At 68.5% G+C, this 22,218-nt stretch carries 21 protein-coding genes and 1 pseudogene; 8 read left to right on the top strand and 14 right to left on the bottom strand.

The annotated features are described in order from the left end of the window. Positions 1–103 precede the first annotated feature (103 nt). Positions 104–1,375, top strand: a complete 1,272-nt coding sequence (locus ACE2AC_RS14570) for a glycerate kinase (RefSeq protein WP_375688158.1) — start codon at positions 104–106, stop codon at positions 1,373–1,375. Between the two features lie 8 nt (positions 1,376–1,383). Here ACE2AC_RS14570 and ACE2AC_RS14565 read toward each other — a convergent pair whose 3' ends face one another. After that, on the bottom strand, positions 1,384–2,448 hold the full coding sequence (locus tag ACE2AC_RS14565) for a zinc ABC transporter substrate-binding protein (RefSeq protein ID WP_375688157.1): 1,065 nt from the start codon (positions 2,446–2,448) through the stop codon (positions 1,384–1,386). A 59-nt stretch (positions 2,449–2,507) separates the two neighbouring features. Between ACE2AC_RS14565 and ACE2AC_RS14560 the strand changes: the two genes are divergently transcribed. Genes ACE2AC_RS14560 through ACE2AC_RS14550 form a run of 3 tightly spaced genes read left to right on the top strand, consistent with a single transcriptional unit; the run spans position 2,508 to position 4,530 of the window. After that, the gene (locus ACE2AC_RS14560; protein WP_375688156.1) at positions 2,508–2,981 is read left to right on the top strand and encodes a transcriptional repressor; all 474 of its coding nucleotides are present in this window, start codon (positions 2,508–2,510) and stop codon (positions 2,979–2,981) included. A gap of 29 nt (positions 2,982–3,010) precedes the next feature. Continuing rightward, on the top strand, positions 3,011–3,742 hold the full coding sequence (locus tag ACE2AC_RS14555) for an ATP-binding cassette domain-containing protein (protein ID WP_375692116.1): 732 nt from the start codon (positions 3,011–3,013) through the stop codon (positions 3,740–3,742). Continuing rightward, positions 3,742–4,530, top strand: a complete 789-nt coding sequence (locus ACE2AC_RS14550) for a metal ABC transporter permease (RefSeq protein WP_375688155.1) — start codon at positions 3,742–3,744, stop codon at positions 4,528–4,530. Before ACE2AC_RS14555 ends, ACE2AC_RS14550 begins: the two co-directional genes overlap by 1 nt. Before the next feature lie 96 nt (positions 4,531–4,626). Here the strand turns inward: ACE2AC_RS14550 and ACE2AC_RS14545 are convergent, their stop codons facing one another. Then, a complete protein-coding gene (locus ACE2AC_RS14545; RefSeq protein ID WP_375688153.1) occupies positions 4,627–6,009 on the bottom strand; it encodes an aspartate aminotransferase family protein in 1,383 nt (460 codons plus the stop codon). 202 nt (positions 6,010–6,211) lie between these two features. Between ACE2AC_RS14545 and ACE2AC_RS14540 the strand changes: the two genes are divergently transcribed. Next, complete coding sequence (locus tag ACE2AC_RS14540) at positions 6,212–7,000, top strand: SDR family oxidoreductase (RefSeq protein ID WP_375688152.1); 789 nt, start codon at positions 6,212–6,214, stop codon at positions 6,998–7,000. 33 nt (positions 7,001–7,033) lie between these two features. On the opposite strand, the gene ACE2AC_RS14535 is transcribed toward ACE2AC_RS14540, so the two are convergent. Continuing rightward, entirely contained in the window at positions 7,034–7,912 is an 879-nt protein-coding gene (locus ACE2AC_RS14535; protein WP_375688151.1) for a DMT family transporter, read from the bottom strand. 166 nt (positions 7,913–8,078) lie between these two features. Between ACE2AC_RS14535 and cls the strand changes: the two genes are divergently transcribed. Further along, positions 8,079–9,536: a cardiolipin synthase gene (cls, locus tag ACE2AC_RS14530; protein WP_375688150.1), complete on the top strand. Its 1,458-nt coding sequence runs from the start codon at positions 8,079–8,081 to the stop codon at positions 9,534–9,536. A 12-nt stretch (positions 9,537–9,548) separates the two neighbouring features. On the opposite strand, the gene ACE2AC_RS14525 is transcribed toward cls, so the two are convergent. From ACE2AC_RS14525 to ACE2AC_RS14515, 3 genes are all read right to left on the bottom strand, one after another. Next, the gene (locus ACE2AC_RS14525; RefSeq protein WP_375688149.1) at positions 9,549–10,028 is read right to left on the bottom strand and encodes a GNAT family N-acetyltransferase; all 480 of its coding nucleotides are present in this window, start codon (positions 10,026–10,028) and stop codon (positions 9,549–9,551) included. Positions 10,029–10,133: 105 nt separating this feature from the next. Then, a complete protein-coding gene (locus ACE2AC_RS14520; RefSeq protein WP_375688147.1) occupies positions 10,134–10,421 on the bottom strand; it encodes an HU family DNA-binding protein in 288 nt (95 codons plus the stop codon). Positions 10,422–10,571: 150 nt separating this feature from the next. After that, complete coding sequence (locus tag ACE2AC_RS14515) at positions 10,572–12,044, bottom strand: AMP nucleosidase (RefSeq protein ID WP_375688146.1); 1,473 nt, start codon at positions 12,042–12,044, stop codon at positions 10,572–10,574. Between the two features lie 99 nt (positions 12,045–12,143). Between ACE2AC_RS14515 and ACE2AC_RS14510 the strand changes: the two genes are divergently transcribed. Next, a complete protein-coding gene (locus ACE2AC_RS14510; protein ID WP_375688145.1) occupies positions 12,144–12,998 on the top strand; it encodes an SDR family oxidoreductase in 855 nt (284 codons plus the stop codon). A 45-nt stretch (positions 12,999–13,043) separates the two neighbouring features. Beyond that, positions 13,044–13,700 carry an exopolysaccharide biosynthesis protein gene (locus tag ACE2AC_RS14505; protein WP_375688144.1) on the top strand — a complete coding sequence of 219 codons (657 nt, stop codon included), beginning with the start codon at positions 13,044–13,046 and terminating at the stop codon, positions 13,698–13,700. A gap of 9 nt (positions 13,701–13,709) precedes the next feature. Here the strand turns inward: ACE2AC_RS14505 and dxs are convergent, their stop codons facing one another. The 8 genes and pseudogenes from dxs to ACE2AC_RS14465 form a co-directional block, all read right to left on the bottom strand. Next, complete coding sequence (gene dxs / locus ACE2AC_RS14500) at positions 13,710–15,638, bottom strand: 1-deoxy-D-xylulose-5-phosphate synthase (RefSeq protein ID WP_375688143.1); 1,929 nt, start codon at positions 15,636–15,638, stop codon at positions 13,710–13,712. 41 nt (positions 15,639–15,679) lie between these two features. Then, a complete protein-coding gene (locus ACE2AC_RS14495; RefSeq protein WP_375688142.1) occupies positions 15,680–16,546 on the bottom strand; it encodes a polyprenyl synthetase family protein in 867 nt (288 codons plus the stop codon). After that, positions 16,543–16,785 (bottom strand): exodeoxyribonuclease VII small subunit, encoded by a 243-nt coding sequence (locus tag ACE2AC_RS14490; protein WP_375688141.1) that lies wholly within the window; start codon positions 16,783–16,785, stop codon positions 16,543–16,545. The genes ACE2AC_RS14495 and ACE2AC_RS14490 overlap by 4 nt, the downstream gene beginning before the upstream one ends. Positions 16,786–16,936: 151 nt before the next feature. Further along, on the bottom strand, positions 16,937–17,869 hold the full coding sequence (locus tag ACE2AC_RS14485; protein WP_375688140.1) for a histone deacetylase family protein: 933 nt from the start codon (positions 17,867–17,869) through the stop codon (positions 16,937–16,939). A gap of 42 nt (positions 17,870–17,911) precedes the next feature. Beyond that, positions 17,912–19,240: an NAD(P)/FAD-dependent oxidoreductase gene (locus tag ACE2AC_RS14480; protein WP_375688139.1), complete on the bottom strand. Its 1,329-nt coding sequence runs from the start codon at positions 19,238–19,240 to the stop codon at positions 17,912–17,914. Then, a pseudogene (locus ACE2AC_RS14475) lies at positions 19,237–20,051 on the bottom strand (ABC transporter permease). The gene ACE2AC_RS14480 and the pseudogene ACE2AC_RS14475 overlap by 4 nt, the downstream one beginning before the upstream one ends. A gap of 58 nt (positions 20,052–20,109) precedes the next feature. Next, positions 20,110–21,003, bottom strand: a complete 894-nt coding sequence (locus ACE2AC_RS14470; protein ID WP_375688138.1) for an ABC transporter permease subunit — start codon at positions 21,001–21,003, stop codon at positions 20,110–20,112. 81 nt (positions 21,004–21,084) lie between these two features. Continuing rightward, positions 21,085–22,206, bottom strand: a complete 1,122-nt coding sequence (locus tag ACE2AC_RS14465; RefSeq protein ID WP_375688137.1) for an ABC transporter ATP-binding protein — start codon at positions 22,204–22,206, stop codon at positions 21,085–21,087. Positions 22,207–22,218: the final 12 nt, after the last annotated feature.

The raw sequence follows: 22,218 nt of genomic DNA, 5'->3' as shown, positions 1-22,218 counted from the left end.
GGGCCTCCAATCCTGCTGGAAGAATTTGACGGAGCCTAGGCGCGCCGCGGGACTTTGGCAATCGCACTGGCGGGGGATGGCATCGCGCCCTAACCTGCCGAGCATGAGCATCGACCCAGACACCCGCCAGTTCCTGACCGACCTTTTCGACGCCGCCGTGGCCGCCGCCGACCCGGCCGAGGCGCTGAAGGATTTCCTGCCCGAGAAACCGAAGGGCAGGACCGTGGTGATCGGCGCGGGCAAGGGTGCGGCACAGCTGGCGGCGGCGTTCGAGGACCTCTGGGGCACACCGGTCGAGGGCGTGGTGGTCACGCGCTACGGCTATGCCGCCGCCTGCCGCTGGCTGAAGGTGATCGAGGCGGCGCACCCGGTGCCCGACGCTGCGGGCGAATCCGCCACGCGCGCGGTTCTGGCGGCGCTCGACGGGCTGACCGAGGACGACCTGGTCGTGGCCCTGATCACCGGCGGGGGATCGGCGCTGCTGGCCGCGCCGCCCGAGGGGCTGACGCTGGATGACGAGGTGGCGCTAAACGAGGCGCTGCTGGCGTCCGGCGCGCCGATCTCGGCGATGAACGCGATCCGAAAGCAGGTCAGCCGGGTCAAAGGCGGTCGGCTGGCGCAGGCCGCCCTGCCCGCGCGTATGGTGTCGCTGATCGTGTCGGACGTGCCCGGCGACGACCCGGCCGAGGTGGCGAGTGGCCCCACGGTGCCGAGCGCCAGCGGACGGGCCGAGGCGCTGGCGGCGGTCCGGACCTTCGGGATCGACCTGCCGGAGCGGATCACCGCGTTCCTCGGGACCGCGCCCGAGGATGCGCCCGCGCCGGACGACCCGGCGCTGGCCCGCAACGCGGTGCATGTCATCGCCTCGGCCGCGCGGTCGCTGGACGCCGCCCGGGCGCTGTCCGAGGCGCGCGGGGTGCCGGCGGTGATCCTGTCGGACGCGGTCGAGGGCGAGGCGCGCGAGGTCGCCAAGGTGCACGCCGCCATCGCGCGCGAGGTGGTGCTGCGGGACCGGCCCTTTGCCCGGCCGGTGGTCCTGCTGTCGGGCGGCGAAACGACGGTGACGATCCGACAGGCCGGCGGGCGTGGCGGGCGCAACACCGAGTTCCTGTTGTCGCTGGCGATGGTGCTCGACGGCCTCGATGGCGTGGCCGCGCTGGCCGCGGACACCGACGGGATCGACGGGTCCGAGGACAACGCCGGCGCCTTTGCCGATGGCGACACGGTCGCGGCGATGCGGGCGGCCGGGGTCGACCCGGCCGAAGCATTGACCGGCCATGACGCCTGGGGCGCGTTCGAGGCGGCGGATTTGTTGTTCGTGCCGGGACCGACCGGCACGAACGTGAACGACTTCCGCGCGATCTGGGTGAAATAGAGCCTGATTCAGTCCGCCTTGCGGTCGAGGCAGGCCGAGAGGCCGTCGGCCAGCCCGCTCAACAGTGCGGCATAATGTTCGGCGCCCGGTTCCAGCCCCGCGCCGATCGGATCGAGCGTGCCGGTCCGCACGCCGAGGTCATCGGCCAGCGTGTTCACCTGGCGGGGGTTGAATTGCGGCTCGGCAAAGAGGCAGACGATGCCGTCGGAGGCGACCATGTCGTGCAGCTCGGCGATCCGGGCCGGGCCGGGATCGACCGCGTCCGAGGCCGAGAGCGAGCCGTGTGCCGGGTAGTCGAAGCGCGTCTCGAAATACTGGTAGGCGTCATGGAAGGTCACGAATTCGCCCGAAAGAGTGTCGATCTGGGCCTGGATACGAGCCTGCAGCGCATCGAGATCGGCGACCGCCTTGGCGGCGTTGTCGCGGTAGGTCGCGGCATTGGCCGGATCGGCCTTGGCCAATGCCTCGGCGATGGCGCCCAGCCAGACCTGCGCGTTCCGCGGGTCGAGCCAGGCGTGCGGATCGACCTCCTCGTGGGCGTGGTCGTCGTGGTCGTGACCCGCGTGGTCGTGATCGTCGTCGGCATGTTCGGCGTGGTCGTGGTCAGCCTCGGCGTGGTCCGCGTGGTCGTGATCGTGGCCCTCTTCCGAATGATCCGCATGGTCGTCGTCGTGCGCCCCTTCGGCATGGTCGCCGTGGTCATGATCGTGGTCATGCGCCGCGAAATTGGCGCCCTCGCGCGGGGCGAGGACGCGGGTGCCCTCGACTTCGAGCAGTTCCATCGACGCGGCGTCGGGCGCGAGGCTATCCAGCGTCTCGTGCAGCCAGGGGGTACTTGCCTCGCCCACCCAGACCATGATGTCGGCGTTCGACAGCATCCGGGCCTCGGACGGGCGCAGGGCGTAGCCGTGCGGCGACACGCCGGGCTGGATCAGCAGGCCGGGCTCTCCCACACCGGCCATCACCTGTGCGACAAGGGATTGGACCGGGGCGATATCCGCCACCACCTTGGGACCATCGGCAAGAACCGGGGTGGACAGGGCGATCAGGCTGGCAGACATGAGGAAGCGCATCGGACTCTCGTTTCTTTTTGGGTGACAATCCCCTAGTTGATACAATATAACACATCAAGATGAAAAACGACGATACCCCCCTGGGCTTTCAGAGCCACGATCACGCGGCCTGCGTTGCCAGCGCAATGGACACGGCGCAGGCCACCTGCGACGCGCGCAAGCTCCAACTGACGCCGGTGCGGCGCCGGGTGCTTGAGATCCTGCTGGAAAACCATGCCGCCATGGGCGCCTACGACGTGCTCGACCGGCTGGCCGCCGAGGGGCTGGGATCGAAGCCGCCGATTGCCTACCGCGCGCTGAACTTTCTGGTCGAGAACGGCTTTGTCCACCGGGTCGAGAAGCTGAACGCCTTTGTCGCCTGCGGCCATCCCGGCGAATCGCACGTGCCGGCCCTGCTGATCTGCCGCGCCTGCGGTCATGTCGCCGAGGCCGAGGCGCAGGCGCCGATTTCCACCGCCACGGGCTTTGTCATCGAATCCACCGTCGTCGAGGCCGAGGGGCTCTGCCCGTCCTGCCAGAAGGACGCCGCGTGACGCGACTGATCACCACCCAGGGTCTGGCGATGCGCTATGGCGGGCGCACGGTGCTGGACCATGTCGATTTTCACCTCGACGCGGGCGAGATCGTGACGCTCGTCGGCCCGAACGGATCGGGGAAATCGACCCTGTTGCGGCTGCTGGCCGGGGCCGAGACAGCGACCGGCGGACGCATCCTGCGCGCGCCGGGGCTGCGCGTCGGCTATGTCCCCCAGAAACTGCACGTCGATCCGACCCTGCCGCTGACCGCGCGCCGGTTCCTCGACCTGCCGCGCCGCGCCACCGCCGCGCAGGCCGACGCCGCGCTTGACCGGGCCGGGCTGCCGGCCGAAGTCGCGGCGCGGCAGATGACCGACCTGTCCGGCGGGCAGTTCCAGCGCGTTCTGCTGGCCCGCGCCCTGCTGCAAAGCCCGCAGGTCCTGATGCTGGACGAGGCGACGCAGGGGCTGGACCAGCCCGGCTCGGCCGCCTTCTACCGGCTGATCGAGGACCTGCGCACCGACCTGGGTTGTGCCGTGCTGATGGTCAGCCACGAACTGCACGTGGTGATGAGCGCCAGCGACAGGGTGATCTGCCTGAACGGTCACGTCTGCTGCGAGGGCGCGCCGGAGCATGTCTCATCGGCGCCCGAGTACCGCGCCCTCTTCGGGTCGGGCACCGGCGGGGCGCTGGCGCTCTACCGGCATGACCACGATCACCACCACGACCATGCGCATGATCACGATCATGCCCATGACCACGCCCACGGAGCACAGTGATGCTGGACGATTTCGCGATCCGCGCCGCGCTGGCTGGGGTCGGCGTCGGGCTGGTCGCCTCGCTGCTGGGCTGCTTCGTGGTCTGGCGGCGGATGGCCTATTTCGGCGATGCGACGGCCCATGCCGCGATCCTGGGCGTGGCGCTGTCGCTGGGCTTTTCGCTGCCGGTGACCTGGGGCGTGCTGGCGGTGGCCACGGTGATGGCGCTGACCGTTTCAGGGCTGAGCGACCGCTGGCAGGGGGTCGACACCGTGCTGGGCGTGCTGGCACATGGTGCGCTGGCGCTCGGGCTGATGGCGGTGGCCTTCGTGCCCGGCGCGCGGATCGACCTCGAGGGGTATCTCTTCGGCGACATCCTGTCGGTGTCGAAATCCGACCTCGCGGTGATCTGGGTCGGCGCGGCGGTGGTCGGCGGGCTGCTGATGTGGCGCTGGCAGGCGCTGCTGACCGCGACGGTGAACCCGGACCTTGCCGCTGCCTCCGGCATCGACCCGGCGCGCGAGAAGCGGATCCTGACCCTGGCGCTCGCCCTCGTGGTCGCGGTGTCGATCAAGGTCGTGGGGGCGCTGCTGATCACCGCGCTGGTCATCATTCCCGCCGCCGCTGCGCGGCCGCTGTCGCGCACGCCCGAGCAGATGGCGATCTATGCCGCGCTGATCTCGGCCTTTTCGGCGCTTGGCGGGTTGTGGCTGGCCTTCCAGCTCGACAGCCCGGCGGGGCCCTCGATCATCACGGTGGCGGTTGCCGTCTTTGCCGTGACCAGCCTGTCGAGAGGCCTGCGCGCCTGAGCCCACGCGAAAGGGGCGCGCCCCTGCGGCCGCGCCCCCTCGTGTTCCCGGGCAATCCAGCCCAGAAGGTCTTCGCCGCCGCGGGCGGCGATCCCCTCACATCAGGCCGAGCTCCTTGGCGACCTTGTCCAGCGCGCCTTCGACCGCGTCGACCATCTCGTCGACCTGCGCCTCGGTGATGATCATCGGCGGGCAGAACGCCAGCGCGTCACCCATGTTGCGCGAGATGACACCGGCCTCGAACAGCGCCGCGCCGACCCGAGCGCCAAGCGCGCCGGGCTTTTCCAGCGCGGTCTTGGCGGCCTTGTCGGTGACCAGTTCCAGCGCCGCGATCAGGCCCACGCCGCGGTGTTCGCCGACCAGCGGATGCGCGGTCAGGGCCGACAGGCGTTTCTGCATGTGCGGGCCGACCTTGCGGACGTTGCCCAGCAGGTCGCGTTCCTCGATGATCTTGAGGTTTTCCAGCGCGACCGCCGCCGCGACCGGATGGCCGCCGCCGGTGAAGCCGTGTCCGAAGGTGCCGATGGTGTGCGATTCATCCGCGATCGGGCCGAACACCTTCTCGTTGATCATGATCGCGCTGATCGGCAGGTAGGACGACGACAGCTGCTTGGAGGTCACCATGATGTCCGGCTGCATCTCGCAGGTCTCGGTGCCCCACATGTTGCCGGTCCGGCCCAGGCCGTTGATGACCTCGTCCGCGATCAGCAGGATGTCGTATTTCTTGAGCACCTTCTGGATTTCTGCCCAGTAGCCCTTGGGCGGCACGATCACGCCGCCCGCGCCCATGACCGGCTCGCCGATGAAGGCGGCGATGGTCTCGGGGCCCTCGGCCAGGATCATCTCTTCCAGCTCGGCGGCGCGGCGTTTCGAGAACTCTTCCTCGGTTTCGCCGTCCATCGCCTCGCGCCAGTGGTGCGGTGAGCCGGTGTGCTTGAAGCGGTCGATCGGCAGATCGAACGAGCCGTGGTTCGCCGGCAGGCCGGTCATCGAACCCGAGGCGATGGTGATGCCGTGGTAGCCGCGGATCCGGCTGATGATCTTCTTGCGCTCGGGCTGGCCCAGGTTGTTCGACCGGTACCAGATCATCTTGGCGACGGTGTCGTTCGCCTCGGAGCCGGAGTTGGTGAAGAACACCTTGGACATCGGGTTGTCCAGCTTGGGCGCCATCTCGATCAGCTTCTCGGCCAGTTCGACCGCCGGGGTGTGCGAGCGCATGGCGAAGGTGTGGTAGTAGGGCAGCTCGGCCATCTGCTTGGCCGCGGCCTCGACCAGGCGCGGTTCCGAGAAGCCGACGCCGACCGACCAGAGGCCGGCCATGCCTTCGATGTACTTCTTGCCGTTGGTGTCCCAGACGTGCACGCCTTCGCCCTTGGCCATGACGGTCGGGCCGTTCTGCTGCAGCGCGCGGGCGTCGGTGTAGGGGTGCATGTGGACGGCGGCATCGCGCGCCTCGATGGAATTGGGCAGGTGGTTCATCTCGGACCTCTTCGGATGAGGAAAGTATCGGGACGAGTTGCCGACCTCCCAGCCCGGAAGTCAACACCGGCGCCCTGCAAAAGCGCCGATGTTTGCCGCCCGCATCCGTGTGGAATTCATTTCCGCGTGGCGTCCGATCCGGGCATCGGCCATAGTCCCGCCGAACCGCCACCGGGCGGAACGGACCAATGGAGGAGAGGTCATGGATATTTCGAACCTGTTTTCGCTCAAGGGCAAGGTGGCGCTGATCACCGGCGGCTCGCGCGGGCTGGGCAAGCATTTCGCCGAGGCGTTCATCGCCGCGGGTGCCAAGGTCTACATCTCGTCGCGCAAGGCCGACGCCTGTTTCGCCACCGCCGAGGAGCTGGGGCCGAACTGCATCGCCCTGCCCGGCGACGTGTCGACCATGGCGGGGATCGAGGCCCTCGTCGCCCAGCTGAAAGAGCATGAGGACGGGCTCGACATCCTGATCAACAACGCGGGCATCGCCTGGGGCGACAAGTTCGACGACTACCCCGAAAAGGGCTGGGACCGGTCGATGGACCTGAACCTCAAGGCGCCGTTCTTCCTGACCCAGAAGCTGCGCGCGATGCTCAAGGCACGGGCGAGCGCCGACCATCCGGCCAAGGTGATCAACATCGCCTCGATCGACGGCCAGCGCCTGAACCCCTGGGACACCTATGCCTACCACGCCTCGAAGGCCGGGCTGATCTACCTGACCCGCCGCGTCGCGGCCGAGCTGATCCAGGACCAGATCAACGTCACCGCCATCGCGCCGGGTGCCTTCGCGTCCGACATGAACGTGGCGGCGCGGGACCATGGCGACGATGTCGGCAAGCGGATCCCGAACGGCCGGATCGGCAAGCCCGAGGATATCGCGGCCGCCGCGCTCTACCTCGCCGCGCCGTCGGGTGACTACGTGGTCGGCAACACGCTGACCGTGGACGGCGGCATCGTGAACGCCCAGATCGGCGGATCGATCGACAAGTGACGGCCTGCCCCGGCGCCGCGCGCGCCGGGGCGATCAGGCGGCGGCGACCTTCTGCGCCTTCGACAGCTGCACCATCAGGATGCCCGCCGCCACCACCGCGACGCCGATCATGTCGTTGAGCCCGATCGCCTCGCCCAGCACCAGCGCCGCGACGAGCACCCCGAAGAACGGGTTGAGGAAGTGAAAGACCGAGGCCCGGATCGCGCCGACCTCGTTCACCAGCGTGAACCAGATCCAGGTCGCCAGCAGTCCCGGCACCAGCGTGGTGTAGACGAAGGCCACGACCAGCGGGGTGGTCATGTCGACCCACCAGTCCTCGAGAACCAGCGAGGCGAGGGCGAGGCAGACCGCCCCCACCAGCATCTGCAGCCCCACCACCATCAGCACGTTCCCGCCCGAGGATGCGCCGCGCGCCGATAGCGTCGCGACCGCCAGCGCCAGCGTGCCGATGACGCAGAGCATCAGGCCGAAGGGATCTGCCCCGCCCGAGATCCGCGAGGACATGATGATGATCACCCCGCCGAAGCCGAGGCCGAGGCCCAGCACCGCCATCGGCGCCAGCCGTTCCTTGAAGATCACCCGGTTCGCCACCGCAACGATCAGCGGCATGGTCGAGGCCATGATCGAGGCCAGCCCCGCCTCGATCCACTGCATCGCGACGAAGAAGAGCCCGAGGTAGAGCGCGTTCTGGCAGATGCCGAAGATGATCGTCGCCCGGCGCTGCCCGGCGGTCAGCCGCCAGCTTTCGCCAAGCGCCCAGGCCAGGGCCACGCCGATCACGCCCGAGACGAGGAAGCGCAGCGACAGGGAGGCGAGCGGCGGGGCATGGGCCACGATCACCCGGGCCGAGGTGAAGGCCGAGGACCAGAACAACGCGAAGAACAGGCCCAACACCATCGCCCTGACACTCATCCGCCGATCCCCTTTGCTTCCGGTCGCGCGACAGAACCACATCGGCGCGGGGGGTGAAAGGCACGCCCGGCGCAATCCCGGCATTGAGGCACGATTGACCGGATGCCCCCGGGCGAGAATACTGGGCAGGCGCGGTCCAGCCCGTTCCAGCACAAGGTCTTTTCCAATGCCTTCGTTCTACTTCTTTGCCTACCTGACCGTCATCGCGCTTTTCATCATGCGGGCCCTGCTGCGCCCGAACCGGGAGCCGTCATCGCGGCTGGCCTGGGTGATGATCATGGTGCTGGTGCCGGGTCTCGGGATGATCGCCTATGTCTTCTTCGGCGAAACCAACATCGGCCGCGAACGGGCCGCCCGTTACAAGCAGATCGCCGAGGTCACCGATGCACTGATCGCGCAGGCCGCCGACACGACCCACAAGGGCCTGCCGAGCGGCGACCGCTACGAACTGGTCGCCCGCCGCCACGCGCCGATCTTTCGCACCGGGCAGTCGATCAGCGAATTCCGCCCCGTCGGCGGCAACACCGCCGAGGTGATGCACGATTCCGTCGATGCCATCGACCGGCTCGTGGCCGACATCGACGCCGCGACGGATCACGTGCACGTGCTGTTCTACATCTGGCTCGACGACGTGAGCGGGCTGCGCGTGGTCGAGGCGCTGCGCCGCGCGGCGCAACGGGGCGTGACGGTGCGGGCGATGGCCGACGACCTCGGCTCGCGCAAGCTGGTGCGGTCCGAGCACTGGACCTCGATGGAACGGGCCGGGGTCAGGACCGCGCGCGCGCTGCCGCTGGGGTTCCTGCTGCTGCATCCCATCCGGGGCCGTGTGGACCTGCGCAACCACCGCAAGATCGTGGTGATCGACAACCGCATCACCTATTGCGGCAGCCAGAACTGCGCCGACGCCGCCTTCCGCGTGAAGGCCAAGTTCGCGCCCTGGGTCGACATGCAGGTCCGCTTCGAGGGGCCGATCGCGGTGCAGAACCAGTGGCTCTTCGTGCAGGACTGGATGGCGCATGTCGACGAGGACCTGCGCGACCTGCCCCGCATCCCGCCGGAGCAAAGCGTCGCCGGCGGCGTGATCGCCCAGGTCAACGGCACCGGCCCCACGGTCCGCGCCTCGGCCATGCCCGAGATGTTCGAGGCGCTGCTGCACGCCGCGCGCGACAGCCTGACGATCACCACGCCCTACTACGTCCCGACCGAGGCGATGCAGTCGTCGATCTGCGCCGCCGCCTACCGTGGCGTGCGGGTGCGCTTCGTCGTCCCGAAACGCAATGATTCGTGGATCGTGGCGGCGGCGAGCCGCAGCTACTACCACGACCTGCTCGATGCCGGTGTCGAGATCTTCGAGTATCCTAAGGGCCTGCTGCACACCAAGTCGCTGGTGGTCGACGAGGACCTCGCGATGATCGGGTCCGCCAACCTCGACCGGCGCAGCTTCGAGCTGAACTACGAGAACAACATCCTCTTCCAACACGAGGCGCTGGCGCAGGCGGTGCTGGCCCGGCAGGAGGAATACATCGCCGACAGCCACCGTGTTACGATCGAGGAGGTCGAGGCCTGGAGCGTCTGGCGGCGGCTCTGGAACAACACGATCGCGATGATCGGCCCGGTGCTGTAACCGGCCGCGGACCTATCCGGCCCCGACGGGCCGTTCGAGGAACACGTGGATGTCCGAACGCCCGACCTCGGCGAAGCCGTGCCGCCGATAGAGCCCGCCGACCGGGTTCCATTGCAGGTGTTCCAGCCGCACCGGAAGCCCGAGGGCATCGGCCAGCGCCAGGCAATGCCGCAGAACGCGCGTCCCCGTCCCGCGTCCCTGCTGGTCGGGCCGGATGTAGAACTCACCGAAGCGGACGTGGTCCGCCAGCGGCTGGACCGACAGCGTGCCGATGTCCTCCGTGCCCCGGCGGATCGCGTGGAAAGGCTTCTCGGCAAAGCGCCGGCGGTGAAGGTCGCGCTGCAGACCCTCGTCCCAGCCCCACCTGCTGACGATGTGCGGGCCGAGCGCCGCGCGCTTGAACTCAAACGCAAGGTCCCGGTCATCCGGCCCGTCCCCCAACCGGCGGAACACGATGTCGGGCCGCAGCGGTGGAAGGTCGAAGGGCATCATCACGTCACACTGGCCGCAGCGAAATAACCTGTCGAGTGCGGGTGGCCCGCAAACGAAAAGAGCCGCCCAATGGGCGGCCCCGTCGTCTCTCGGCACATGCCGGGATCAGCCGTTCACGCTGTCCTTCAGAGCCTTCGCGATGGTCATCTTGACCACCTTGTCGGCCTCTTTCTTGAACTGCTCGCCGGTGGCAGGGTTGCGCACCATGCGCTCGGGACGCTCACGGCAGTAGATCTTGCCGACGCCCGGCAGGGTCACTGCGCCGCCTTCGGACACTTCCTTGGTGATGACGTTGGTCACTGCGTCCAGAGCTGCCGAAGCGGCTTTCTTGTCCGTGCCCATTTCTTCGGCCAGTGCGGCCACCAATTGGGTCTTGGTCAACGGTTTTGCCATTGCTGGTCTCCCTTTACTGCCCGATCTGTTGGGCCTCGATTTCCGGAGTTAACCGGATATTGGGGAGCAACACAACAATTTGTGCAGCAAAACAAGGGAAATCCGCATGTCGGGGGGCGAAAACCGGCCTGACCGGGGGTCAGTGTCACCTCAAAGAAACGCCGTCTCGTCGAAGGACCGCAATTTCCGGCTGTGAATACGCTCCAGCGGCATGTCCCGCAAGGTTTCCATGGCCCGAATCCCGATCAGGAGATGCCGCGCGACCTGGGTCTTGTAGAAGTCGCTGGCCATGCCGGGCAGCTTGAGTTCACCATGAAGCGGCTTGTCGCTGATGCACAGGAGGGTGCCGTATGGCACGCGGAAGCGGAAGCCGTTGGCGGCGATGGTCGCGCTTTCCATGTCAAGCGCGACGGCCCGCGACTGGCTGAGGCGCTGCACCGGGCCCTTCTGGTCGCGCAGTTCCCAGTTCCGGTTGTCGAGCGTCGCGACCGTACCGGTCCGCATGATGCGCTTGAGATCGTAGCCCTCGAGCTCGGTCACCTCGGCCACCGCCTGTTCCAGCGCGACCTGGATCTCGGCCAGCGCGGGGATCGGGACCCAGACCGGCAGGTCGTCGTCCAGCACCTTGTCCTCGCGCAGGTAGGCATGGGCCAGGACGAAATCGCCCAGCGACTGGGTGTTCCTGAGACCGGCGCAATGGCCGACCATCACCCAGGCATGGGGCCGCAGGACGGCGATGTGGTCGGTCGCGGTCTTTGCGTTCGACGGGCCGACGCCGATGTTGACCAGCGTGACCCCGGCCGAGTTCGGGCGCTTGAGGTGATAGGCCGGCATCTGCGGCATCTTAGAGGTTCGCGGCAGGTCCCCCAGCGGCTCGGTGATCTCGGCATTCCCGGTCGAGACGAAGCTGGTGTAGCCACTGTCGGGATCGGCGAGCATCCGGCGGGCATAGGCCTCGAACTCGGACACGTAGAACTGGTAGTTGGTGAAAAGGACGTGGTTCTGGAAATGCTCCGGGTCCGTCGCCGTGTAATGGGCCAGCCGGGCCAGGGAGTAATCTACCCGCTGCGCGGTGAAGGGGGCGAGCGGCATCGCCTCGCCCGGCGGGGTCGTGTAGGTGCCGTTGACGATGTCGTCGTTGGTCGTCGTCAGGTCCGGCACGTCGAAGACGTCGCGCAGCGGGAAACTGGCCGCGCCGGACTGCGGGATCGTCACCTCGTCATCCGAGGCGACGGCGAAATGCAGCGGCATCGGCGTGCCCGACACGCCGACACGGACCGGCACGCCGTGGTTCCCGATCAGAAGGCCGATCTGCTGGCGCAGGTAGTTCGCGAACATCCGCGGCCGGGTGATCGTGGCGGCATAGGTGCCGGGATCGGGCACGTGCCCGAAGGCCAGCCGGCTGTCGACATGGGAATAGGTCGTCGTGCTGATCCGGACCTCGGGATAGAAGGCGCGGATCCGGGTGCCGGTGTTACCCTGCGCCAGCGCCTGCTGGAACTCGCGCTGCAGGAAGCCGGTGGCAATCTCGTAAAGCTCGATCAGACGTTCGACCGCGGCGGCCGGGTCCATGAAATCCTCGGCCGCGGGCATTTCGGGGGTGCGGACGGTCTGCTGCTCCATGTCTCTCTCCAAGTCTTTTTCCATGTATCGGCGGGTTGGTCGGCCAAACGCAAGGGGCGAGCCCTTGCCAGCGGCGTACATCCGGCGCATTTCGGGGGGATGACGACGCTGCTATCCCTCGGCCACGGCTATTCCGCCCGCGCCCTGTCCCGCCTGCTGCTGCCGCGCGGCTGGACCATCCACGCCACCACCCGGTCGGCCGAGAAGGCCGAGGCGCTGCGCGGCGAGGGCGTGATCCCGCATGTCTTTCCCGGCGCTGACCTGACGCAGGCCCTGTCCGAGGCCACGCACCTGCTGGTTTCGGCCGGGCCGGATGCCGAGGGCGACCCGATGCTGCGCAACCTGCGCGATGCGATCGCCGCGCGGGCCGCGGCGTTCGACTGGGTCGGCTACCTCTCGACCACCGGGGTCTACGGCGATCATGACGGCGGCTGGGTGGACGAGGCGACGCCGCTCACCCCCTCGACCCGGCGCGGCCAGTGGCGCGTGGCGGCGGAAGCCGAATGGCAGGCGATCCCCGGCCTGCCGCTGCACATCTTCCGCCTGGCCGGCATCTACGGTCCCGGACGCGGACCATTCGCCAAGGTACGGAACGGCACCGCCCGGCGGATCGTGAAGCCCGGGCAGGTCTTCAGCCGCATCCATGTCGAGGATATCGCGCAGGTCCTCGCCGCCTCGATCGACCGACCGAACCCCGGCGCGGTCTACAACCTCTGCGACGACGACCCGGCCCCGCCCGAGAACGTGATCGCCCACGCGGCCGAACTGCTGGGCCTGCCGCTGCCCCCGGCCGAGGACTTCGCCACCGCCGAGATGACGCCGATGGCACGCAGCTTCTACGCCGAGAGCAAGCGGGTCCGGAATGACCGCATCAAGGACGAGCTGGGGGTCAGGCTGCGCTACCCCACCTACCGCGACGGGCTTCGGGCCCTGCTGGACGAAGAGGCGTCTTGATCTAACTCTATGCAACCGGACGGCGCTCTGCGCGTTACGGCTTGGATGAGTGTTCTCGACATGTCCCCTCCGCCCCCGATCGCCGATGCGCGCGCCGCGGGTACGACGCTGTACGGACGGCCCCTGCGCGGACTGTCCGATGTCCTCGACGCGCTCGACGACGCGGCGCGGGGCACCAACATCACGGTGGGCGAGATGATGCGCGAGATCGGCGTGCGCTCCTTCGCGCCGCTGATCCTGATCCCGGCGATGATCCTCGTCTCGCCGCTGTCGGGCATCCCCGGAGTGCCGACCTTCGGCGCGATCTTCATGCTGCTGGTGACGGTGCAGAAGCTCATCGGCCGCCCGCATGTCTGGCTGCCGGGCTGGCTGACCCGGCGGCGGGTGCCCGCGGCGCGTCTGCGGCGGGCCAACGCCTGGATGCGCCGCCCGGCCGAATGGATCGACAGGCGCACGCACCGGCGGCTGACGGTGCTGGTGACGCGCAGCGCCAATGCCGTCACCCTGACGGTGATCGCGCTGATCTGCGCCATGATCCCGATGCTCGAGATCCTGCCGATGGTGACTTCGCTCTTTGCCGCAGGGATCGCGTTCTTCGCCCTCGGCCTGCTGGCGCGCGACGGGCTCTTCATCCTCGCCGGCTATGCCTGGTCGGCGCTGGCCGTCGGGACGATCTGGATGCTGGTGAACGCCGCGACCTGAGGCGGAGCCTCAGGCCTTGCGTTCGCTCAGCTGCGCGACGCCCAGAACTTCGAGGACCTTCGCCTCGATATCCGCGGCGTTCAGCCCGGCGACGTCGTACATCGCGCGGGGGCTGGCCTGGTCGATGAAGATGTCGGGCAGCACCATCGACCGGAACTTGAGCCCGTGGTCGAACACGCCTTCGTCCGACAGGAGCTGCGCGACATGGCTGCCGAAACCGCCGACCGCGCCCTCCTCGATGGTGATCAGCGCCTCGTGCTCCGCCGCCAGCCGCAGGATCATCTCGCGATCCAGCGGCTTGGCAAAGCGGGCGTCCGCGATGGTCGGCACGATGCCGCGCGCGCCGAGCGCCTCGGCGGCGGCCTCGACCTCGGAAAGGCGGGTGCCAAAGGACAGGATCGCGACGCCCTTGCCCTCCTTCACGATGCGGCCCTTGCCGATCTCGAGGATTTCTCCGTCCTGCGGCAGCGGCACGCCGACGCCCTCGCCACGCGGGTAGCGGAAGGCGATGGGGCCCGCGTCATGCGCCGCGGCGGTGGCGACCATGTGCTTCAGCTCGGCCTCGTCGGCCGCGGCCATCACCACGAAGCCCGGCAGGTTCGCGAGGTAGGCGATGTCGAAGCTGCCCGCGTGGGTGGCACCGTCGGCCCCGACCAGCCCGGCCCGGTCGATGGCAAAGCGCACCGGCAGCCGCTGGATCGCGACGTCGTGCACCACCTGGTCATAGCCGCGCTGCAGGAAGGTGGAATAGATCGCGCAGAACGGGCGCATGCCGCCCGCGGCCAGCCCGGCGGCAAAGGTCACCGCATGCTGTTCCGCGATGCCCACGTCGAAACAGCGCGACGGGAAGCGGCCGTCGAAGAGCTTGAGCCCGGTGCCGTCCGGCATGGCGGCGGTGACGGCGCAGATGCGGCTGTCCTTCTCGGCCAGCTGGGCCAGCGTCTCGCCAAAGACATTGGTATAGGCGGGCGCGTTCGACTTGGCCTTCTTCTGCTCGCCCGTGACCGGGTCGAACTTGGCGGTCGCATGGCCACCGTCGCGGGCGCTTTCGGCCGGGGCAAAGCCCTTGCCCTTCTTCGTGATCGCGTGGATCAGGATCGGGCCGGTGGCGCGCGCCTTGACGGTGCGCAGGATCGGCAGCAGCTGGTCCATGTCGTGCCCGTCGATCGGCCCGACGTAGGAGAACCCGAACTCCTCGAACAGCGTGCCGCCCACGGTCACCGACTTCAGCAGTTCCTTCGCCCGCTTGGCGCCTTCCTGGAACGGGCCGGGCAGCAGGCTGACCGCGCCCTTTGCGGCGGCCTTGAACTCCTGGAACGGGGCGCCCGCGTAGAGCCGCGAGAGGTAGGAGGAAAACGCGCCGACCGGCGGGGCGATCGACATCTCGTTGTCGTTCAGCACCACGATCAGCCGCTTGCCGAGCGCGCCGGCGTTGTTCATCGCCTCGAAGGCCATGCCCGCGCTCATCGCGCCGTCGCCGATCACCGCGATGGCGTCGCCCATGCCCTCGGGCGTGGTGCCGCCCAGATCGCGCGCCACGGCAAAGCCGAGCGCGGCCGAGATCGAGGTCGAGCTGTGCGCGGTGCCGAACGGGTCGTAGGGGCTCTCGCTGCGCTTGGTGAAGCCCGACAGCCCGCCCTCCTGCCGCAGGGTGCGGATGCGGTCGCGGCGGCCGGTCAGGATCTTGTGCGGATAGGCCTGGTGGCTGACGTCCCAGATCAGCTTGTCCCGGGGCGTGTCGAAGACGGCATGCAGCGCGACGGTCAGCTCGACCACGCCCAGGCCCGCGCCCAGGTGGCCGCCGGTCTCGCTCACCGCGCTGATCGTCTCGGCGCGCAGCTCGTCGGCCAGGCGGCGCAGCTCGGCGTCGCTCAGGCGCTTGAGGTCGTGCGGCGTCTGGACGGTGTCCAGCAGCGGGGTTTCGGGTCGGTTCGTCATGGCTGCCCCTCCGGGCTGGCGTTCGTCGGCGGGCGGTGCCGTCAGCTTCGGCGCGAGATAGCGAAGCGGGCGGCCTCCCGCAAGTTCTCAGCCGCGTCACCGTAGGGCGCAAGCGCGGCACAGGCGGCCTCGGCCAGTTCGGCGGCGCGGGTGCGGGCGGGTTCCAGCCCCAGCAGCGACACGAAGGTCGCCTTGCCGGCGGCGCCGTCCTTCTGCACCCGCTTGCCGGTGTCGGCCTCGTCGCCCTCTACGTCCAAGATGTCATCCGCGATCTGGAAGGCAAGGCCGAACGCCCGCGCATAGTCGGCCAGCGGCGCCATGTCCGCCCCCGCCATCCGCGCGCCCGCGGTGGCGGACCATTCGAAGAGCGCGCCGGTCTTGCCCGCCTGCAACGCGGTGATCTGGTCGATGGTCAGCGGCGCGACGGCGGTTTCGGCCGCGATGTCCAGCGCCTGGCCCAGCACCATGCCACGCGCCCCGGCCGCCTGCGCGAGGCTGAGCGCCAGCGCCGCCCGCGTCTCGGTGCCGCCGGCCTCAGGATGCGCCGCGCATTCGAAGGCCAGCGCCTGCAGCGCATCGCCGGCCAGGATCGCGGTCGCCTCGTCCCATTTCACGTGAACGGTCGGCAAGCCCCGGCGCAGGTCGTCATCATCCATCGCGGGCAGGTCGTCGTGCACCAGCGAATAGGCATGCATTGCCTCGATCGCCATGGCGGGCCAGATCGCGCGGCCCGGGTCGATCCCGTGCAGCCGCGCGCCTTCGAGCACCAGAAAGGCCCTGAGCCGCTTGCCGCCCGCCGCCGCGTGGCGCATCGCCGCGCCGACGTCGCCGGGCATCGCGGCCAGCAGGTCGTCGAGGGCCGCGCCGACCTCGTCGGCCGCGGCCGCGAGTGCAGCGTCAAAGCTCACTGCGGGTCGACCGGCGTGATCCCGACCGGCTGGCCCTGCGCGTCGAGGGTGATCGCGGCGACCTTTTCCTCGGCTTCCTTCAGCTTCTTCTCGCAGCGCGCCTTGAGCTTGGCGCCGCGTTCATAGAGCCCGATGGACTCGTCCAGCGGCACGTCGCCGCGCTCCAGCTTGGCGACCACATCCTCAAGCTCTTTCATCGCCTGTTCAAAGGTCATCTCATCGACGGGCTGATCGGACATCCTGGGCCTCCGCTGCGAAACTGGCGGCACCATATAGGCGCGGTCCGGCGGGTGCAAAGGGGAACGGCGCCGCATCCCCGCACTTCATCTTGCCCCGAAAACTCCGGGGGAGTCGCGGCCGCGCCGCGACGGGGGCAGCGCCCCCGCGCCGCTATCCGCGCGCGCCCGCCGCGATGAGTTCGTCGACATGCAGCGCGCCGCTCTCGGCCAGCGCGTCGAGGTCGTAGCCGCCTTCGAGGCACGACACCACGCGCCCGCCGCAGGTCTCCCCCGCCATTGCACAGAGCGCCGCCGTGATCGCGCCGAAATCCGCCGTCTCGAGCGCGACACCGGCCAGCGGGTCGTTCACGTGCGCGTCGAACCCGGCCGACAGGATCAGCAGGTCGGGCGCGAAATCCCGGACCCGGGGCAGGATCCTGTCGTGCAGCAGGCGGGCGTACTCTGCCCCCCGCGTCCCGGCGGCCAGCGGGATGTTGAGGATCGTGCCATGCGGGCCGACCTCCTGCGGGGCGCCGGTGCCGGGATAAAGCGGCATCTCGTGGGTCGAGACAAAGAGGATGCGGTCGTCCGACTGCGCAAGGTCCTGCGTGCCGTTGCCGTGGTGGACGTCGAAATCGACGATGGCGATGCGGTCGAGCCCGCGGCGGTCGAGCGCGTGTTTCGCCGCGATCACCACGTTGCCGAACAGGCAGAACCCCATGGCGGTCCGCGTCTCGGCATGGTGGCCGGGTGGGCGGCAGGCGACGAAGGCATTGTCGGCCTCGCCGTCCAGCACGAGGTCGACGGCCCGGATCGCCCCGCCGGCCGCCCGGCGCGCCGCCTGCATCGACCCGGGCGACATCCAGGTGTCGGGGTCGAGCTGCCGGATCCCGGACTTGGGTTCATGCGCGATGACCTGGGCCACGTGGTCCGCGGGATGGGCCAGCGCGAGGTCGTCGTCACCGGCCAGCGGCGCGAGGACACGCATCAGCTCCTTGCCCTCCAGCGCGGGCAGCAGGGCGTTCAGCCGGGCGACCCGTTCGGGATGCCCCTCGGGCGTGACGTGGTTCAGGCAGTCGGGATGGGTGATGAGCGCGGTGGTCATGGCCGGGATGCTAGGTCGCGGTGCGGGCCCCGTCCAGCGCGCTCAGGCATTGGTGAGACGGGCGAATGCGTATTCCGCGGCCAACCAGCCGCGCCGCATCGGCCCCAGTGGGAACCGCCCCGGCGGCCGGGCAAAGGCACGCGGGATTTCCGCCGTCCCGCCCCGGGCCAGGTCGGCCAGCATCGCGCCGCAGTAGGACCCCATGGCCACGCCGTTGCCGTGATAGCCGAAGGCGGCGTATGCGCCCGGCATCTCGGGGATCGCGCCGCAGAATGGCGTCAGCGTGGCGGTCAGGCAGACCATGCCGGACCAGTAATCCGGCGTCTCGACATGCTTCCATTCCGGGAAGAGGCGTTCGAAATCGCGGCGCACCTTGCGTTCGATCCGCGCCTCGTTCCCGGCGCTGGCGATCACCCCGCCGCGCTGGCCGAACACCATCCGGTTGTCGGGCGTCAGGTGGAAGTAATGCAGCAGGCGGCGGTCCTCGTAGGCCATCTGGTGCGCGGTCCAGCCCTGCGCGTCGAGTTCCGCCTGCGTCATCGGGCGGGTCGCGATGACCGAGCTCTGCGCAGGCAGGAACCGGGACCGCATCCATTCGGGCACGTCCTCGGAGCTGTAGCCATTGGTGGCGATGATCAGCTTGCGGGTCCGGATCTTGGCGGCCGGGCTGCTCAGCTGGTAGCCGTAGCTCTTGCGCTCGATCCGGGTGATCGGGCTGCGGCCGCGCAGGCGGGCGCCCGCGGCCTCGGCGGCCTTGGCCAGCCCGGCGAGGTACTTGCGCGGGTGAAGGGCAAAGCCGACCGGCACCGTGAGCGCCCCGTGGAACCGGCCGTTCAGCCCGGCGGCCCGCAGGTCGGCCTTTTCCACCAGCGTGGTCTTCACGCCGTAGGCGGCGTCGTAGTCGGCCTGTTCGGCGCGAAGCTGGCGCATCTTGGCCTCGGAATGGGCCAGGATCGTCTCGCCCTCGGAATGGCGGTCGGCGTCGATCCCGAGCCGGTCGAGAAGGCCCGCGACATGGTCGACCGATGCAACCTCGGCCCGGCGCACCTCGTCCACGGCACCTTCGCCGTGACGGCGCTCGAGCGTTTCATCCTCGGCCCGCGTGCCACCGAGGCAGCAGAACCCACCGTTCCGGCCCGAGGCGCCCCAGCCGGGGTGTTCGGCGTCGAAGACGACGACCTGTTCGCCCGCCTCGGCCAGCCTGAGCGCGGCGTTCAGGCCGGTGTAACCGCCGCCGATAACGGCATAGTCGATGTCCATGTCGCCCTGCGCGGTCGGCGCGGCGAGGTCGGCCCCCGGCACGGCGTCGGCCCAGTGGCACCGGCGGATCGGTTCCGCCGAGTAGGCATAGTCGGCAAAGGGTCTTTTCATGTCCGGATCGCGGCCCGTTCTTCTTCTGCCCGCCGCGTGGCGCTGCGCTTGGAGGCAAGCGAGGCGATCAGAACCCCGAGCGTCACGATCGAGATCAGGATGGTCGAAAGCGCGTTGATCTCGGGGCTGACGCCCAGCCGGACCGAGGACCAGATCTTCATCGGCAGCGTCGTGGCCGAGGGCCCGGCGGTGAAGCTCGCGATCACGAGGTCGTCGAGCGACAGGGTGAAGGCCAGCAGCCAGCCCGACACCACGGCCGGCAGGATGATCGGCAGCGTGACCAGCCGGAACGCGGTGAGGGGCGTGCAACCGAGGTCGAGCGCGGCCTCTTCCAACGAGCGGTCGAAGGTCGCCAGCCGCGATGAGACGACGACCGAGACGTAGCACATTGCAAAGGTCGTGTGCGCCAGCACGATGGTAAAGATCCCCGGTCGAGCCCGATGCTGATGAAGAGCAGCAGCAGCGACAGGCCGGTGATCACCTCGGGCATCACCAGCGGCGCATAGATCATGCCCGAGAACAGCGTGCGCCCGCCGAAGCGGCCTGCGCGGACAAGGACATAGGCCGCCATCGTGCCCAGCACCGTCGCGATGGTGGACGAGAAGAGCGCCACCTTGAACGTCACCCAGGCCGCGTCGAGGAAGGCCTGGTTGCTCAGCAGCTCACCGTACCACTTGGTCGAGAAACCGGCCCAGACCGTAACGAGCTTGGAGGCGTTGAAGCTGTAGATGACCAGGATCACCATCGGCAGGTAGAGGAAGGCAAAGCCGAGGGTCAGCGAGGTCACGTTGAACCAGGACAGGCGTCTCATGCGGTGGCCTCCCCGTGGAAGGTCGCCGCAGGTCGGGTGCGGAAGGAGATCATCGTCATCACAGCCCCTCGGCCTCCCGCTGCTTCTGCTCCTGCCGCTGGAAGAGCACGATGGGGATCACGAGGATCAGCAGAAGGATCACCGCCACCGCCGAGGCGACCGGCCAGTCGCGGTTGGAGAAGAACTCCTCCCACAGGACCTTGCCGATCATCAAGGTCTGCGACCCGCCAAGCAGCGAGGGGATGACGAATTCGCCGACCGCCGGAATGAAGACGAGGAAGCAGCCGGCGATCACGCCGTTGCGCGAGAGCGGGAGTGTCACCAGCCAGAAGGCGGAGGTGCGCGAACAGCCCAGGTCCTCGGCCGCCTCGAGCAGCGATCCGTCGAGGCGTTCGAGCGCGGCGTAGATCGGCAGGATCATGAACGGCAGGTAGGTATAGACGATCCCGATGTAGACCGCCGTGTTGGTGTTCAGGATGGTCAGCGGCCGGTCGATCACCCCGGTCCAGAGCAGGAACTGGTTCAGCAGCCCCTCGTTCGCGAGGATGCCCATCCACGAATAGACCCGGATCAGGAACGAGGTCCAGAACGGCAGGATCACCAGCATCATCAGCGTCGGACGCCATTCCTCGGGCGCGCGGGCCATGGCGTAGGCGATCGGAAAGCCGACCAGCAGCGTCAGCATGGTCGAGATCACCGCGATCTGCAGCGAGGACAGGTAGGCCTTCCAGTAGAGATCGTCGGTCGTCAGGAAGACGAAGTTCTCGAAATCGAGTTCCGAGAAGAAGTCCTTGAGGCCCTGCCAGCCGGCCGAGAGGTCGAGCTGGGGCGTGTAGGGCGGGATCGAGAGCGCGACATCGCTGAGCGAGATCTTCACCACGATCACGAAGGGCACGAGGAAGAGGCAGAGCAGCCACAGGTAGGGGACGAGGATCAGCGTCAGGCGGCGCATGTCGCCTCCTCGGGGGCGCGGCCCCCGTCGCGCGGCCGCGCGACTCCCCGGAGTGTTTCGGAACCGATGAAGCGGGATGCATCATTTCTCGAGCAGCACCCCCGCGGTGTCGGTCCAGCCCAGCCAAACCTCGTCTTCCCAGGTGAAGGTGCGGCGCGCGATGCGGCGGGTGTTCGCCTCCTGCGCCTTGATCACCTGACCGGAGGGCAGTTGCACGTGGTAGGTCGAGATGTTGCCGAGGTAGGCGATGTCGAGGATCTTGCCCTGGACGGTGTTGGGCGCCTGCGGCCGCTCGGCGCTGATCGACACCTTCTCGGGGCGGATTGCCAGCCAGCACTGCTGGTCGAGCGAGAAGTCCTTCTGCGTCTTGGCCATCAGCGGCGGCTGACCCTCGGCCCAGATCACCTGGACGTTGTCGCCGCTCTGGTGGGCCTTGCCCTCGATCAGGTTCACGTCGCCGATGAAATCGGCCACGTAGACCGAGTTCGGGGTCTCGTAGATCCGGTCGGGGGTCGAGACCTGCATCAACTTGCCCTCGTCCATCACCGCCACGCGGGAGGCGACGGTCATCGCCTCTTCCTGGTCGTGGGTGACGATCACGAAGGTCGTGCCGGTCTTTTCCTGGATGTCCATCAGCTCGAACTGGGTTTCCTCGCGCAGCTTCCTGTCGAGCGCGCCGAGCGGTTCGTCGAGCAGCAGGAGCTTGGGCGCCTTGGCCAGCGAACGCGCCAGCGCCACCCGCTGCCGCTGGCCGCCCGAGATCTGGTGCGGCTTGCGATTGCGGAACTTCTCGAGCCGGGTGAGCTTGAGCATCTCGGCCACGCGGGTCTCGATGGTGCCCTTGTCCTTGCCCTCGCGCTTCAGGCCGAAGGCGATGTTCTCGTAGACCGAGAGGTGCGGGAAGAGCGCGTAGCTCTGGAACATCATGTTGACCGCGCGCTTGTTCGGCGGCACCGGCCCGATGTCCTGACCGGCCAGGAGGATCTTGCCCTCGGTCGGGGTCTCGAACCCGGCGAGCATCCGCATCAGCGTGGTCTTGCCGCAGCCGGAAGGCCCCAGCAGCGCAAAGAATTCGCGGGTGAAGATGTCGAGGCTGACATTGTCGATCGCGGTGAAGTCACCGAAGCGCTTGGTGACGTTCTGGAAGCTGATCAACGGTTTTTCGGTCGGATCGTCCCAGGGGGCAAAGATCTTCTGCGGCATGAAGGCTCCGGA

Source organism: Pseudooceanicola sp. LIPI14-2-Ac024, assembly GCF_042188925.1.
GTDB lineage: Bacteria > Pseudomonadota > Alphaproteobacteria > Rhodobacterales > Rhodobacteraceae > Pseudooceanicola.
This window is presented reverse-complemented; position numbering and strand designations above follow the sequence as displayed.

What these genes read in the sequence shown, in the direction of transcription:
- ACE2AC_RS14565 (WP_375688157.1), bottom strand. Translation starts at nt 2,448, where the DNA reads ATGCGCTTCCTCATGTCTGCCAGCCTGATCGCCCTGTCCACCCCGGTT.
- ACE2AC_RS14520 (WP_375688147.1), bottom strand. Translation starts at nt 10,421, where the DNA reads ATGGCAAAACCGTTGACCAAGACCCAATTGGTGGCCGCACTGGCCGAA.
- ACE2AC_RS14545 (WP_375688153.1), bottom strand. Translation starts at nt 6,009, where the DNA reads ATGAACCACCTGCCCAATTCCATCGAGGCGCGCGATGCCGCCGTCCAC.
- ACE2AC_RS14560 (WP_375688156.1), top strand. Translation starts at nt 2,508, where the DNA reads ATGAAAAACGACGATACCCCCCTGGGCTTTCAGAGCCACGATCACGCG.
- ACE2AC_RS14470 (WP_375688138.1), bottom strand. Translation starts at nt 21,003, where the DNA reads ATGCGCCGCCTGACGCTGATCCTCGTCCCCTACCTGTGGCTGCTCTGC.
- ACE2AC_RS14570 (WP_375688158.1), top strand. Translation starts at nt 104, where the DNA reads ATGAGCATCGACCCAGACACCCGCCAGTTCCTGACCGACCTTTTCGAC.
- ACE2AC_RS14480 (WP_375688139.1), bottom strand. Translation starts at nt 19,240, where the DNA reads ATGAAAAGACCCTTTGCCGACTATGCCTACTCGGCGGAACCGATCCGC.
- ACE2AC_RS14490 (WP_375688141.1), bottom strand. Translation starts at nt 16,785, where the DNA reads ATGTCCGATCAGCCCGTCGATGAGATGACCTTTGAACAGGCGATGAAA.
- ACE2AC_RS14555 (WP_375692116.1), top strand. Translation starts at nt 3,011, where the DNA reads ATGCGCTATGGCGGGCGCACGGTGCTGGACCATGTCGATTTTCACCTC.
- ACE2AC_RS14485 (WP_375688140.1), bottom strand. Translation starts at nt 17,869, where the DNA reads ATGACCACCGCGCTCATCACCCATCCCGACTGCCTGAACCACGTCACG.
- dxs (WP_375688143.1), bottom strand. Translation starts at nt 15,638, where the DNA reads ATGACGAACCGACCCGAAACCCCGCTGCTGGACACCGTCCAGACGCCG.
- ACE2AC_RS14515 (WP_375688146.1), bottom strand. Translation starts at nt 12,044, where the DNA reads ATGGAGCAGCAGACCGTCCGCACCCCCGAAATGCCCGCGGCCGAGGAT.
- ACE2AC_RS14535 (WP_375688151.1), bottom strand. Translation starts at nt 7,912, where the DNA reads ATGAGTGTCAGGGCGATGGTGTTGGGCCTGTTCTTCGCGTTGTTCTGG.
- ACE2AC_RS14525 (WP_375688149.1), bottom strand. Translation starts at nt 10,028, where the DNA reads ATGATGCCCTTCGACCTTCCACCGCTGCGGCCCGACATCGTGTTCCGC.
- ACE2AC_RS14550 (WP_375688155.1), top strand. Translation starts at nt 3,742, where the DNA reads ATGCTGGACGATTTCGCGATCCGCGCCGCGCTGGCTGGGGTCGGCGTC.
- ACE2AC_RS14540 (WP_375688152.1), top strand. Translation starts at nt 6,212, where the DNA reads ATGGATATTTCGAACCTGTTTTCGCTCAAGGGCAAGGTGGCGCTGATC.
- cls (WP_375688150.1), top strand. Translation starts at nt 8,079, where the DNA reads ATGCCTTCGTTCTACTTCTTTGCCTACCTGACCGTCATCGCGCTTTTC.
- ACE2AC_RS14465 (WP_375688137.1), bottom strand. Translation starts at nt 22,206, where the DNA reads ATGCCGCAGAAGATCTTTGCCCCCTGGGACGATCCGACCGAAAAACCG.
- ACE2AC_RS14505 (WP_375688144.1), top strand. Translation starts at nt 13,044, where the DNA reads ATGAGTGTTCTCGACATGTCCCCTCCGCCCCCGATCGCCGATGCGCGC.
- ACE2AC_RS14510 (WP_375688145.1), top strand. Translation starts at nt 12,144, where the DNA reads ATGACGACGCTGCTATCCCTCGGCCACGGCTATTCCGCCCGCGCCCTG.